A 13,144-nucleotide genomic window follows, 5' to 3' on the forward strand; every position below is an offset into this window, starting at 1 on the left:
ATGTCATGATCGACCCAGGATGGGCACTGCGGACGCCCGAGCAAAATGATTTGCTGCTCAAGGCGGCCCCGGGCGGCCTGCCCAGCATGATGGCGGCGCTGGCGGCCTACACCGCCGAGATGGCCTCGACCGAGACCGCCGCGGGCGTGTCGACCGCCAACATGGTCGCGCTCAACGCGGAATTCCAGGGTGCGGCCAGCACGGCCTCCACGGCGACGACCACGGGCCTGAACACCGTCGCGCATCTGCTGTTCGGTTGGCTCGCCGAGAAGCCGCCGCTGATCTCCACCGCGGTGAACGCCTTCACCACCGCCTACTCCACGATGGTACCCGCGGCGCTGTGCATCACCAATCGGGAGGAATGGGCGATGTACTGCGCGATGAACGCGGTCTTCCCGGTGTTCGGCATCCCGATCGCGGAGCGCGACCTGGAGTACTTCGGAAACTTCTGGCCCAACAACGCGCGTACCGGCGCCACCTACTCCGCCACGCTGACGGCCCTGATGCCGACATTGGCGATCCCGCCGCCCCTCACCCCGCAGAACGCTGCGCCCGCAATGCCGGCCGCGGCGGCCACGGCGGTGGCGGAGACGGCGGCGACCACCGCCGCGGGCGATGCCATGCGGGTCTCGAGCGAGGCGGCCGGCAAGGCCTCCTCGGCCGGCAGCAACGGCGCGGGTTCGTTCATGGACGTCGCGCAGCAGGCGCTCGGACCGGCCCAGCAGGCATTCGACACGTTGCCCAAGGCCTTCGAGGGAATCCTCGGTGCGCCAACGTCTCTCATGCAGCCCGCGATGGGCGCCGTCCAGAGTCTGACCGGGATGTTCGGCGGTGCGATGGGCGGTCCGAATGCGACCACCGCGGCCGAGGCCATCCGGCCGGCCGGCGGCGGGGTGCCCGCGACCGGGTTGAGCACCGCGATGGGCGGCGGCGGGGGCGGTGCCGCACCTGGGGGCACTGCCCAGGGGCTGACCAACTACGTGCGCCCGTCGAGCGGCTTTTCGCAGGAGAACGGCGGGCGCGCAACGGGATTGCGGACGCCAGGCCTGCTGCACGCCGGCGATGTCCGCGGCCCGGCGATGGCGCCGGGCGGCGGGGCCATGCCGCTCGGTCCGGCGGGCATGCTGGCCCGGGCACAGGGCGGCGAGGGCACCCAGGAGCAGGTGACCAGGGCACGCATCGTGACGGAGGGGGACCGCACCGACAAGGATTAGCTGGACCGACGGTCAGCGGCATCGAACCGAACGGAGAATTCCCGCGAATTCTCTTTATCCACGGTGTTCACAACGGACATTCGGCGGTCGACGCGGCGGTCACATTGCGCTGATGGCGTTTGCCAATTGGTGAAGTGACACCGTCCGGAACGCACTTAGACTCACAACCAAGTCCCCACGGAGTGGGGGGAACCAATCAAAGGGAGAGGGACACAATGGGAACAACGAATGGACAAAACGTCGACATCCCACCGGAGGAACTGCGGGAGACCATGTCCGCGGTGATCACGGCGATGGACAGCAGTACCGCACTGGGCAATCAGTGCCTGGGCCTGATCGAGGATCTCATGGGTGCCGCATTCCGGGGTCCGGCCGCCTCGATGGCGGTGCAGACCATCTCGGAGATCAATGCGGATCTGCAGAAGATCACCACGCACGGAACGTGGCTGGCCGAACACCTCGGCAAGACCGCCGACGTCATGGAAAGCAACGAAGACGATTCGATCAACGCCATCAGGGCCGTCCACGGCGGCTGAGTCGCCGAGAACCCCTCCGACCCAACCCGATTCCCAAGGAGAATCCCCATGCAAATCACGTACAACGCCCCCGCCATCATCGCCGCGGCCGACCAGGTGATCCAGAACGCCGCCGGGATGGGGGATGACCACCTGAACGTCCACAACCGGACCACGGCCCTGCTCGGCGTCTTCGACGGCGGCAACGCGATTTCGTATGCCGAACATCAGACCCAGTTCATGCAGGCGTTCGAGCACCTGGTCGAGACGGTGCTGAGATTCGGCAACACTGTCCACACGGTGGTCGGTAACACCCAGGCCCAGGATGCGGCGCTGGCCGCGGGCCTCTGAACCAACTTGTTCGCCCGGTGGGGTGCGTGCGTAGGCGCGCACCCCACCGCATGTCCGGGGGGAATGCCTCATGCTGACCACCACCGTCGACGGACTGCTTGTCCTGCAGGTGCTTTCGGGTATCGAAGTGCTCGCGCCCGAGCTGGGTCTGCGACCGCACCTGCCCAGCGTCGAGACCAAACAGGCCGCGCTCGACCACCCGATGGCCGCCGAACTGCGGGAACAGGGCGTCATCGACGATGACGGCGTCGTCGACGCGCCGGTGCTCGAATGGCTCACGGTGATCGCGCGTCGCGACGTCGCCCTGCTGATCCACGTCGCGACGCCGGATCACGACGGACTGCCCCGCCGGGTGCTGTTGGCCCGCTACGCACAGTGGTGGGTCGCCATCGAACGCACCGAACACCTGATCCGCGTGAGCCCGGCCGGTACCGCGACGGCCGAGGGTGCGGCGAGCCGCATCGTCACCGACCAGATCGACAGACTCTGCGGTACACAGGCGCCCGCGCCGCTGCGCCCGGTGACGCTGGCGTCCGAGGCCCTCCTGAGTACGGTCCGCGACCGGGATACGTTGCGGCGCCACCTGTTGAACCAATCGCTGGACGCCGACCAGATCCGACTGCTGATGCTCGCCGGCGACCCCGGTCAGTCGGCGCAGGCCTCGATCGTGGCGGTGCAGTCGGGCGTGGAAACCGGGTCGGCCACGCGTGCGGTGTGCGGCACCCTGTCGACGGCCATCGTGGACACCCCGGAGGGACGCGTGGTGTACGAGACCGTGCAGCGCGGCGGTAAGAAGTGGTTCATGGTGAGTCCCGGTTCGGCCAAATGCATTTCGAATGCGGTTGCGCAGATCCTGCGCGGAATTCCGGCCAGTGATGACTGGTATTCGTACCGAAAGGTTGTGTAAGTGAGTACCTTCGCACGCGTGTTAGCGTCAAAATCGTGACGAATCCATGGAATGAGCCGGCCCCTTCGCCGGGTCACGAGCAGCCGCGACACCCGGAATCCGGCGGCGCGTTCCACCGCCACCCGGATTCGGTCTCGGGGTCGCTGCGGATCTCGGACATGGTGGCCCCGCGCAAGATTCCGCCGGGCTCCGGCTGGCGCAAGTTCGTCTACCTGGCGTCGTTCAAGACCATCAACTTCGGGGAGTCGCCGGCCGAGCGGCATTACCGGGAACTCCGCGAGCGGATCCGCCGGCACATCCGCAAGCAGTACGTCATCGGCGTCATCTCCGGCAAGGGCGGCGTCGGCAAGACGACGATGACCGCGTCCATCGGTGCCGTGTTCCGGGAATGCCGGCCGGAGAACGTCGTGGCGATCGACGCCGCCCCGGGGTTCGGCACGTTGGCCGGCCGGATCGACGAGACGCCACCCGGTGACTATTCGGCCGTCCTCAATGACACCGATGTACAGGGCTACGCCGACATCCGGGAACACCTGGGCCAGAACGCCGTCGGCCTCGATGTGTTGGCCGGCAACCGCGCCTCGGATCAGCCGCGGCCGCTGGTCCCCTCGATGTTCACCGGGGTGCTGTCGCGGTTGCGGCGCACCCACAACGTGATGCTGGTGGACACCGCCGATGACCTCGAACACCCGGTGATGAAGGCGGTCTTCGACGCCTGCGACACCCTGGTGTTCGTGTCCGGGCTGACGGCCGACACCTCGCTGCCGGTGACCCGGGCCATCGACCTGCTGCGCTCGCTGGGCTACCACGAACTGGTTTCCCGCAGCATGGTGATCCTCAACGACAGCCGCAACAAGTACGACGACGAGGCGCGCAAGTACCTGGTCGAACGCTTCAGCCAGTCCGGCGCCACCGTCGAATTCATGCCGTACGACGCGCATCTGGCCAAGGGCGGGATCATCGATGTGCAGCACGAGGTGAACAAGGCCACCCGGCTGCGGCTGTTCGAGATCACCGCGGCGATCGCCGACAAGTACACCCCGGACGCCGATCGGCCGCGGTGATGACCAAGGTTTCCTTTCCGGCCCGGTGCGCAGTCGCCGTGGTCTGTGGCGAACACCTGATCTCGCAGGTGTATCCGGCGTCGGTCCCGGTCGAGGTGTTCATCGACGACATCGTCGAATTGCTCGACACGGAACTGAAACGCCGCGGCCTCGGCGGTCTGGAGTCCGGCCTCGGCTACGAGTTGCAGCGGGCCAACGGCACCCGGCTCGAGGTCACGAAGACCCTTGATGAACTCGGGGTCGAGGACGGCACCACGCTGGTATTGGCTCCTGCCGGGCAGGGTGATTCCTTTGAACCCCAATATGAATCGCTGTCCACGGGACTGGCTCGGGTCGGCAAGCGGCTCTTCGAGCCCGTCACCGCGGCCACCGCGGCACACACCGCGATCGCCATCACGGCACTGTGCGCCGCGACCATCCTGCTGATGGCGCTGCGCAACCGCCACGTCGACGATGCGCTGTTGCCGACCATCGTGACCGGCGCGTTCGGGCTGCTACTGGCCGGCGGCGCCGGTGCCGTCGCGAGGTGGTGGCCGCAACGCCACGATCTTCTCAGCGGGTTTGCCTGGCCGGCGATACCGCTGCTGGCGACCGCCCTGGGTGCCGCGGCACCGGGGGCCATCGGCTCCGCGCACGTGTTCATCGCGGCCCTGGCGCTGCTGACGATGACCTGCGGACTGATGGCGTTGACCAAACGACACGTCACCGTCGGCGCGACCATCGTGACGTTGTGCGCGCTCGGCGGTGCCGTGGCGCTGGCCCGGATGTGGCGGCCGATCCCGGCCCAGTGGCTGGGCATGTGCGGGCTGATCGCGTTGCTGATGTTGGTCACGCTGGCGCCGACGTTCGCGCTGTGGTCCGCGCGGATCCGCCCGCCGCACTTCGGGTCCATAACCGGACGAGATCTGTTCCGCCGCAGCGACGGACTGCCGGTGGATGCCGTGGAGCCGGTGGCCGACGATGACTACGAGGATGTCGAGCAGTCGGAGGTCAGCCCGGACACCACACCGCGCGGCGCGGAGATCGCCGCGGCGGCCCGCCGGGCCAACCAGGTCCTCACCGGGATCTGTGTGGCCGCGGCCCTGGCGATGCCCGTCGCCGTCTGGGCGACGCTGATGCCGGGTCAGCCCAAGAGCAACGCCGCCGCCGTGCTGGCGATGTTGTTCGTGCTCATCTTCATCAGCCGGGGCCGCAGCTTTGCGGCCAAGCAACAGGCGGTGGCGCTGGTGTGCGGTGCCGCGGCCGCAGTGTGCGTAGGTGTCGTGAAGTACGTGTTGGCCGCGCCGGCCGACTCCGGCAGCGCGGTGCTGTGGGGCGCACTGGTGTTGGCCGGCTTCGCGGGGCTGGGCCTGCTGGCCGGGCTGTTGGTGCCGGTCACGCGGTTCACCCCGCTGGTGCGGATGCTGGCCGAATGGCTGGAACTGTTGGCGATCGTGGCCGCGTTGCCGCTGGCCGCTTGGATCGGGGGGCTGTTCACATGGGTGCGCATGCGATGAGCGCCGCCAGGCGCGGCCGACGGGTGGGGTCGACGGCCGGCGCGCTGCTGTTGGTCGCCATGAGCGCGAACATGCCGATGGCCCAGGCGATCACACCGCCGACGGTCGATCCGGCCCTGGTCCCGGCCGACGGCCGGCCCGGCCCGGAGCAGCCGATGCGGCAGAGCAACATGTGCGCGCAGACCATCACGGTCGAGGATCCCAACGTGTCGGTGACCGCCCCCGGGTTCACCATGCTCAACATCGCGAAGGCCTGGGAGTTCTCGACGGGCAACGGCGTGCCGGTCGCGGTCATCGACACCGGCGTCAACCCCAACCCGCGATTGCCCGTCGTCGCCGGCGGCGACTACATCATGGGCGGCGATGGATTGCTGGACTGCGACGCGCACGGGACCGTCGTGGCGTCCCTGATCGGTGCGGCGCCGCAGGGAACGCCGATGCCGGCCCCCATGCCGCCGCGTCCCGCGTTCCCACCGCCGGACGGTCCCGCCCCCGTGACGGGCGCCCCGCCGCCGCCGGCCGGGCAGCCCGCGCCCCCGGCACCGCCGCCACCGCCGGCCCCGGTGACGGTCACCGAGATCCGGCCCGCGCCGCCCGAACCGCCGCCGGATCCGCCACCCCCGGCCGCACCCGCGAGTGGGCCGGCACTGGCGGATGCGCCGCTGAACCCGGCGGTGCCGCCGCCCCCGCCGGAGGCGCCCGACGGCGTGGCCGGCGTCGCCCCGCACGCGGTGATCATCGCGATCAGGCAGTCCTCGCGGGCCTACGAATTCGTCGACCCGCAGCCGGGGGACAACGAGGCGCGGCGCAAGGCCGGCACCATCGCGTCGCTGGCCCAGGCCATCGTGCATGCCGCGAACATGGGCGCCAAGGTGATCAACATCAGTGTGACGTCGTGTGTTTCGTCCGCGGATCCGCTCGACCAACGGGCCCTGGGCGCGGCGGTGTGGCACGCGGCGACCGTGAAGGACGCGGTGATCGTGGCCGCGGCGGGCAACGAGGGTGAGGAGGGCTGCGCGCAGAACCCGCTGTTCGACCCGCTGAACACCGACGATCCCCGCGACTGGCGGCAGGTCAAGACCGTGTCCTCGCCGTCGTGGTTCTCCGACTACGTGCTGTCCGTCGGTGCGGTCGACAACTCCGGGGCACCGCTGCCCAAGAGCCTCGCCGGCCCGTGGGTCTCGGCCGCCGCGCCCGGCGTCGGGATCATCGGCCTGTCGCCGCAGAACGGCGGCCCGGTCAACGCCTATCCGCCGAGCCGGCCCGGCGAGCCGAACACCCCGTTCTGGGGCACCAGCTTCTCGGCCGCCTACGTCAGCGGGGTGGCGGCCCTGGTGCGCGCCAAATTCCCGGAACTGACGGCACATCAGGTGATCAACCGGATCCGTCAGACCTCGCATAATCCGCCCCGCGGCGTCGACAACCAGGTGGGCTACGGCGTGGTGGATCCGGTGGCCGCCCTGACGTTCAACGTGCCGCCGGGCGAACGGTTGGCGCCGGGCTCCCATACCCGTGTCGTCGTGCCGCCCCCGCCGCCGGAGCCACCCGATCACCGGGCCCGCAACGCCGCGTTGATCTTCGGTGGAGCGATATTGGGTGCGGTGTTGATCGCGTCGCTGGTGGCACGCGCCCGGCGGGCCCGATGAGCGCGCGCACACGGTTGGCGGTCGTCGTCGCGGTGTTCCTCGCCGGGCTGCTCGGCTGGAGCCTCGGCGGCTACCTCGGCGCGACCGTCGGTGTTCTCGTGGGTGTGTCGGTGGCGGTGGTCCGGTGGTGGCGGCTGCCGCTGTGGTCATGGTGGGCGCTGTTCCGGCGGCGGAATCGCGCGATCGAGCTCGACGAGCCCATCACGGTCGCCAACGACCGTTCCGGAGGCGGGGTCCGCTACCAGGACAACGTCGCGATCGTCGCGGTGCAGATCCTCGGAAAGGCCCACACCCCCACGGTGTTCACCGGCTCGGCGGCCGCGGACACCGAGAACACCGTCGACCTGGGCGCGCTGCGTGAGCTGTTGCAGCACAGCCTCGGTCTGACCGTGGAATCGCTGAGCCTGGTGACCGCGGGCGCGCGTCGGCGGGCCACTGGCGACTATCCAAGGGTCTACGACACGTTGATCGGCACGCCACCGTATGCCGGGCAGCGGGAAAGTTGGTTGATCGCCCGGATCGCCACCTTCCCCAATGCCGATGCGCTGCAGTGGCGGATCTCGGCCGGGTCCGCTGCCCTGGCGGTCGCCCAGCGGATCAGCGCCGAATTGCGCGGGCGCGGGGTGCGGGCCAAGGTCGCCACCGCGACCGACATCGTGGAGATGGAACGTCGGATCGGGTCGGCTGCGCTGGCGGCCGGCAGGCAGAAATGGCGCTCCGTGCGCGGCGACCACGGGTGGCTGACCACGTATTGGTATCGGCCGCAGGACATCACGCCCGAGACCATGGATCAAGCCTGGTCGTTGCGCGTCGACGGGGTCATCCAGAACTGGACGCTGTTCGCCGACGGGACCGCCACGGCCACCGTGACGGTGCGGACCACGCAGCCACCCACCGCGCCGCCGAGCGTCCTCCTGCGCACGCTGCCCGGGGAGCAGGCCGCCGCCGTGGCCGCCAGCCTGTGCGGTCCGACACCGGCATTGCGGCGCATCCGCCGCGGTCGGGTACCGAGCGCGTTGCCGGTGCCGGTGGGTGCCTCCGGCGTGCTGATCGGCAAGGTCGGCGCCGGCGATCGAATGATGTTGCCGTTCAGCGATCCCGGTGAGTTCAGCCGGGTGCACATCGCCGCCGACGACGCCGTCGCCAAGCGGCTGGTGGTGCGCACCGCCGGTGCCGGCGATCGGATCACCATCCACACCCGGGACCCGCAGCGGTGGGCCACGGTGCGGATGCCGGACATCGCGGTCACCGAGGGCACCCGCCCGGCCGCGGGAACCACCGTCAGCGTCACCGACGGTGTGCTGGCGCCGGCGCCGCGGCCCCACACACTCATCTCGATCGGCCGGCCCGGGGAGCCGGCCCGCGGCACACCCGATGTGACCATCACGCAGATCGGCCCGGCAACGGTCGAGGTCAGCGCGGCGGGCTGGGTCCGCATCGTGGAGGTGGAGCTGTTCCGCGCCGAGAACCGCTACGTTTCCGCCGAACCGACCAGCATGTTCGACGAGCGTGAACTCGTCGAGGAAAGGCGTTGACCCGCAAGCGATGACCACCAGCACCAGCATGACCGCCGCCGCCCGCAGACACTTCGACCAGGGCATGGCCCTGCTCGGGGCCGACCTGGACGCCGCGCAGGCGAAGTTCCGGGATGCGACCGACACCGACGCGGCCATGGCCGACGCCTGGCTGGGCCGCATCGCGGCCGGCGACGACGCGCTGTCGACGCTGCAGGAGCTGTACGCCTACGGGGCGCGCCTGCACCGGGAGACCAACCGGATCGGTGCGACGCTGTCGGCCCACATCAAGGCCGGCCCGTACCTGGCGATCACGGTCACCGAATCGTCGCACGCCGGGCTGGCGCTGGCCTCAGCCCTGGTCGACGACGGCCAGTACGAGAAGGCCGAGGCGCTGCTGGGTGATTCGACCCTGCTGGACACCTGGGAAAACCACCAGTGGCAGCAGTACCTGCAGGCCTATCTGATGTTCGCGACGCAACGCTGGCCCGATGTCATCTCGGTGGCGGCGTCGGTGTTGCCCCCGCAAGCGATCATCATGTCGGCGGTGACCGCGGCGACCAACACCCTGGCGGCGCACGCGGCGGCGCACCTCGGTCAGGGCCGGGTGGCGCTGGACTGGGCGGGGCGCATCGAACTGCGGGCCCGGCACGAGCACAGCGGCGAGGCGCGGCGCCGGGACCTCAACGACGCCATCGTCGCGGCGATCGATCCGGCGGAGTTCCCGTTGATCGCCGCCGATCTCGCCTACATCCGCGGGATGGCGCACCGCCAACTCGGCGAGGAGGACAAGGCGCAGGTCGCGCTGTCGAAGGCGACGATCAACGGCGCGCTGATCGCCTCCGCGCAGGAGGCGCTGGCCGACCCGAACCTGCGGTTGGTGGTGACCGACGAGGCCACCATCAACAGCCGCACCAACCGCTGGGACGTGGCCACCGAGCAGACGCTCGAGGACCGCCAGGACGAGGAGAACGCCGAGCGTCGCACCGAGTTGCTCGAGGAGGGCCGCGCGCTCCTGGACAATCAGGTGGGGCTGGCCGATGTCAAGCGCGCGGTGGCCGAGCTCGAGGACCAGATCGAGGTCCGCGCACTGCGATTGGCCCACGGGCTGCCGGTCACCAACCAGACCAACCACATGCTGCTGGTCGGCCCGCCGGGTACCGGTAAGACCACCACCGCCGAGGCGCTGGGCAAGATCTATGCCGGCCTGGGCATCGTGCGGCACCCGGAGATCATCGAGGTCAAGCGCGCCGACTTCTGCGGTGAGCACATCGGTTCCTCGGGCCCGAAAACCAATGAGCTGATTGATCGTTCGTTGGGGCGGATCCTGTTCATGGACGAGTTCTACAGCCTGGTCGAACGCCACCACGACGGCCGTCCGGACATGATCGGCATGGAGGCCGTCAACCAGCTGCTGGTGGCCCTGGAGGTACACCGCTTCGACTTCTGCTTCATCGGCGCCGGCTATGAGCGTGAGGTCGACGAATTCCTCACCGTGAACCCGGGTTTGGCCGGCCGCTTCAACCGCAAGCTGCGGTTCGAGTCCTACAGCCCCGACGAGTTGGTGGAGATCGCGGTGCGTTACGGGCAGCCGCGGGCGACGGTGATCGAACCCGGTGCGCGCGAGGCGCTGACCGCCGCCTGCCGGGCCCTGCGCGCCTACCTGGCCCCGGACGGCACCCACGGCGTGGACGTCATGCAGAACGGCCGGTTTGCCCGTAACGTGGTGGAACGCGCCGAGCGGCTGCGGGATTCGCGGGTGGCCGCCCAGCATCGCAGCGACAAGGGTTCGGTCACCGTCGCCGACCTCGAAACCATCCGGACCCAGGACGTGATGGCCGCGGTCCGCGACGCGTGCGCGGAGAAGCACGTCCCGATCGAGGTGTAGCCGGAGCGCGCCTACGGGGTGAACAGGTGCGGTGGCCGGAACGCGTCGGCCGGCTGCGCCAGCGCGACGGCGATGCTGGTGCCGATCGGTCCGTCGGCGTCGAACAGCGTCGCCGAACCGGTGGCCACCCCGTCGTCGCCGAAATGACTCTGCGCCGCAAGCCCGACGAAGTCGCCGACCGGGAGCCGGCTCAGCGTGACCGTGTAGTCGGCGTTGATGTAGCGCAAACCGCCGGTGCCCCAATGGGTCAGCGAACTCGTCACGTCCCCGATGAATGCGGCGCGGGTGAAGGGCGTCACCGGATGGCCGGCCACGAGGGGGCGCGCCAACCGCACCCACGCGAACTTCTGGGTGTCCCCCTGCTGCCACAGATCCGGCACCAGGCCGGGGCGGCCGTCGTCGCCGCTGTCGTTGTAGGACCACAGGTGGAACGGCAACTCGACCGGCATGCCGTCGAGGCTCTGTGGCGGTGCCGGCATGCTGACCGGGGAGGTCCACACCCGTCCCTCCGGATGATCGCCGCGGCGCAGGAACAGGGCGCTGGCCCGGGCCACGGGTTCGCCGTCCTGCATCAGGGTGGCGTCGACGAGCTTGAGCCGCCGGCCTTCCCGCTGCACCAACGTGCGGATCTGGACGGGTCGGAGGAAAACCGGCCGCATCAGGTCCACGGTGAACCGCGCCGGTTGCAACTCGGGATCCCCGTGCTGATCCAGGGCCCACCCCAGCAGGCCGCCGACGATCTGGCCCGCCAGGGTCTCGCCCCACGGTCCGCGGGCGAGGTCGCTGGGCACGTAGCTGTCCCCGTCGACGGCGAAAATGGCGGCCAAGTCCTCGCTCATGGCGCTCAATTCGCCTCGCCGGGAACGGAATGCGGGGGCACCACCGAGAAATGCCCGGCGATGGCCGCGGTGATCTCCAGGAAGCGCAACCGGGTGGCCGGCGCCATCTCGCGGGAGACGTCGATGACCCCGCCGGGCCGCAGGTGTGGATCGAACGGCACCTCGACGACCACCTGGCCGCGGCTGGTGAACTGTTGGGACAGTGCGGCCTTGGTCTTCTTGTCGGCGTGGCCGTCGGAGTCGTTGAGGACCACGACGGTGCGGCGCAGCAGCTCGCTCATCCCGTGGTTGGCCAGCCACTCCATGGTCTGCGCGGCCGCGCCGGCGCCGTCGGCCCACGGGGAGGAGACGACGATAAGGGCGTCGAGGTCGCGCAGCGCCTCCTGGGTGACCGGCGCGTCCATGGTCGAACCGCAGTCGATGATCGAGATGGTGAAGTGCCGGTCCAGCCGCAGGGCGGCCTCCCGGTAGATCGCCGGATCCAGCACGCGGCGCCGGGTGCTGGCGGGCTCGCCGGCCAGCACATACAGCCCGGCGGCGTTGCTGCCGATGCGGGCCTTCAGATCCGCGAACGACTCCAGGTTGCGGTCACCGGCCAGTTCCCAGTAGGAGCCGCGCGCGGTGGGGTCGACCCGACTGCCGAGGCGGCCGAAGGCGGTGTCGGCGTCGATGGCGACCACTCGGTCGGCCGGGCGCAACTCGGCGAACACCGACCCGACGCTGGCGGCCACCGAGGTCTTGCCCACGCCGCCCTTACCCAGCACGCCGACCTTGTAATAGCTGCGCAACGGCGCCTGGATGATGGCCTTCAGTTCGTCGGAGCGGCGCTCGGCCTTCGACGGCCCGAGATTGATCAGGCCGAAGGTGGCGACATGCACGGCCCGGCGCCAACCGCCGGTCGGGCGGGGTTTGCGTGGCGGGGAGGGCGGGGTGCCGCCGAAGTCGAGCCACGGTTGCGGGCCAGGCTGCTGCGGACTGGCCTGCTGCGGGCCTGGATGTTGCGCCGGGGGCTGGTTCGGCGGCGGGGGCTGGTGGGGCGCGGGCTGCGAAGGTGGCGGAAACCCGGGTTGGCCGCCGGCCGGGGGCGCGGGCGGCGCGGGCCACTGGTCATTCGGGGGCATCGTCCATTGCTCGGTGGGCGGGCCGTCGTCGGCAGGCGAAGCCGGGTGCTGCGGCGGACCGGCCTGACGATCACGGAGAAAGTCTTCACGCTCGGTCACTGCAGTGGTCCTCCTCGGGGTGAGCTGTGCCGGATACAACGGCGGCGCGTCGTCCCAGTATCGACCATCGGCCTCGCGCCCCGACGACGCGGACTCGCCTGTAGCGCGGGCGTTGCAGATTATGAAGCAACGCTGCGGTCCTGAGCTGCGATTTCGCAGGGCGGAGCTACGGATGTCGTCAAGAAGGATCACCACGGGGGCAGGCGCCAATGAGCGCCTACCTGGTGCAATGAGAATCTCCGCGGAGCATGGCGCCGAAGCCAAACCGCTACACAAAATGTTGCACCGCTACGGAAAATGCTGCTACGGTTTTGCCATCGAGCTTCCGATGGAGAGGAACCCTCATGACAAGCGCACTGAACTCGGGTCATCCCGCGCAGCACGGTGTGCCGTTGTACGACGTGGTCGGCGCGTGCGTGAACGACCCGGACCGCTGGACCGCGTCGGCCGACGAGGTCAAGTCCCGGGAAGTGGTGTAGTGCTGCGTGAT

The 13,144-nt window shown here is 69.7% G+C and carries 12 protein-coding genes; 10 read left to right on the forward strand and 2 right to left on the reverse strand.

Annotation, left to right across the window (positions count from 1 at the left end; genetic code table 11):
- The first annotated feature begins 5 nt into the window (after positions 1-5).
- The 9 genes from EL338_RS00350 to eccA all read left to right on the forward strand — a co-directional run bounded on the left by EL338_RS00350 (position 6) and on the right by eccA (position 10,595).
- Complete coding sequence (locus tag EL338_RS00350; RefSeq protein WP_126331937.1) at positions 6-1,214, forward strand: PPE domain-containing protein; 1,209 nt, start codon at positions 6-8, stop codon at positions 1,212-1,214.
- A 215-nt stretch (positions 1,215-1,429) separates the two neighbouring features.
- Positions 1,430-1,750 (forward strand): hypothetical protein, encoded by a 321-nt coding sequence (locus EL338_RS00355; RefSeq protein ID WP_126331938.1) that lies wholly within the window; start codon positions 1,430-1,432, stop codon positions 1,748-1,750.
- Between the two features lie 48 nt (positions 1,751-1,798).
- The gene (locus EL338_RS00360) at positions 1,799-2,080 is read left to right on the forward strand and encodes a hypothetical protein (RefSeq protein WP_126331939.1); all 282 of its coding nucleotides are present in this window, start codon (positions 1,799-1,801) and stop codon (positions 2,078-2,080) included.
- A gap of 70 nt (positions 2,081-2,150) precedes the next feature.
- Positions 2,151-2,987: an ESX secretion-associated protein EspG gene (locus EL338_RS00365; protein WP_126331940.1), complete on the forward strand. Its 837-nt coding sequence runs from the start codon at positions 2,151-2,153 to the stop codon at positions 2,985-2,987.
- Positions 2,988-3,022: 35 nt separating this feature from the next.
- The gene (locus tag EL338_RS00370) at positions 3,023-4,051 is read left to right on the forward strand and encodes a MinD/ParA family ATP-binding protein (protein ID WP_308213130.1); all 1,029 of its coding nucleotides are present in this window, start codon (positions 3,023-3,025) and stop codon (positions 4,049-4,051) included.
- Entirely contained in the window at positions 4,051-5,547 is a 1,497-nt protein-coding gene (gene eccD / locus EL338_RS00375) for a type VII secretion integral membrane protein EccD (protein ID WP_126331941.1), read from the forward strand. Before EL338_RS00370 ends, eccD begins: the two co-directional genes overlap by 1 nt.
- Positions 5,544-7,193 carry a type VII secretion-associated serine protease mycosin gene (gene mycP / locus EL338_RS00380; RefSeq protein WP_235666318.1) on the forward strand — a complete coding sequence of 550 codons (1,650 nt, stop codon included), beginning with the start codon at positions 5,544-5,546 and terminating at the stop codon, positions 7,191-7,193. The genes eccD and mycP overlap by 4 nt, the downstream gene beginning before the upstream one ends.
- The gene (gene eccE / locus EL338_RS00385; protein WP_126331943.1) at positions 7,190-8,728 is read left to right on the forward strand and encodes a type VII secretion protein EccE; all 1,539 of its coding nucleotides are present in this window, start codon (positions 7,190-7,192) and stop codon (positions 8,726-8,728) included. Before mycP ends, eccE begins: the two co-directional genes overlap by 4 nt.
- Positions 8,729-8,738: 10 nt before the next feature.
- Positions 8,739-10,595, forward strand: coding sequence for a type VII secretion AAA-ATPase EccA (gene eccA / locus EL338_RS00390; RefSeq protein ID WP_126331944.1), 1,857 nt, complete (start codon positions 8,739-8,741; stop codon positions 10,593-10,595).
- 11 nt (positions 10,596-10,606) lie between these two features.
- On the opposite strand, the gene EL338_RS00395 is transcribed toward eccA, so the two are convergent.
- Together EL338_RS00395 and EL338_RS00400 are read right to left on the reverse strand one after the other, a co-directional pair.
- The gene (locus EL338_RS00395) at positions 10,607-11,434 is read right to left on the reverse strand and encodes a thioesterase family protein (protein ID WP_126331945.1); all 828 of its coding nucleotides are present in this window, start codon (positions 11,432-11,434) and stop codon (positions 10,607-10,609) included.
- Between the two features lie 5 nt (positions 11,435-11,439).
- Entirely contained in the window at positions 11,440-12,654 is a 1,215-nt protein-coding gene (locus EL338_RS00400; RefSeq protein WP_235666319.1) for a MinD/ParA family ATP-binding protein, read from the reverse strand.
- A 344-nt stretch (positions 12,655-12,998) separates the two neighbouring features.
- Between EL338_RS00400 and EL338_RS26725 the strand changes: the two genes are divergently transcribed.
- Entirely contained in the window at positions 12,999-13,133 is a 135-nt protein-coding gene (locus EL338_RS26725; protein ID WP_258538428.1) for a hypothetical protein, read from the forward strand.
- The last annotated feature ends 11 nt before the right edge of the window (positions 13,134-13,144 follow it).

This window comes from Mycolicibacterium chitae (assembly GCF_900637205.1).
In the GTDB taxonomy this organism is placed as follows: Bacteria; Actinomycetota; Actinomycetes; order Mycobacteriales; family Mycobacteriaceae; genus Mycobacterium; species Mycobacterium chitae.

What these genes read in the sequence shown, in the direction of transcription:
- EL338_RS00350 (WP_126331937.1), top strand. Translation starts at nt 6, where the DNA reads ATGATCGACCCAGGATGGGCACTGCGGACGCCCGAGCAAAATGATTTG.
- EL338_RS00355 (WP_126331938.1), top strand. Translation starts at nt 1,430, where the DNA reads ATGGGAACAACGAATGGACAAAACGTCGACATCCCACCGGAGGAACTG.
- EL338_RS00360 (WP_126331939.1), top strand. Translation starts at nt 1,799, where the DNA reads ATGCAAATCACGTACAACGCCCCCGCCATCATCGCCGCGGCCGACCAG.
- EL338_RS00365 (WP_126331940.1), top strand. Translation starts at nt 2,151, where the DNA reads ATGCTGACCACCACCGTCGACGGACTGCTTGTCCTGCAGGTGCTTTCG.
- eccD (WP_126331941.1), top strand. Translation starts at nt 4,051, where the DNA reads ATGACCAAGGTTTCCTTTCCGGCCCGGTGCGCAGTCGCCGTGGTCTGT.
- mycP (WP_235666318.1), top strand. Translation starts at nt 5,544, where the DNA reads ATGAGCGCCGCCAGGCGCGGCCGACGGGTGGGGTCGACGGCCGGCGCG.
- eccE (WP_126331943.1), top strand. Translation starts at nt 7,190, where the DNA reads ATGAGCGCGCGCACACGGTTGGCGGTCGTCGTCGCGGTGTTCCTCGCC.
- eccA (WP_126331944.1), top strand. Translation starts at nt 8,739, where the DNA reads ATGACCACCAGCACCAGCATGACCGCCGCCGCCCGCAGACACTTCGAC.
- EL338_RS00395 (WP_126331945.1), bottom strand. Translation starts at nt 11,434, where the DNA reads ATGAGCGAGGACTTGGCCGCCATTTTCGCCGTCGACGGGGACAGCTAC.
- EL338_RS26725 (WP_258538428.1), top strand. Translation starts at nt 12,999, where the DNA reads ATGACAAGCGCACTGAACTCGGGTCATCCCGCGCAGCACGGTGTGCCG.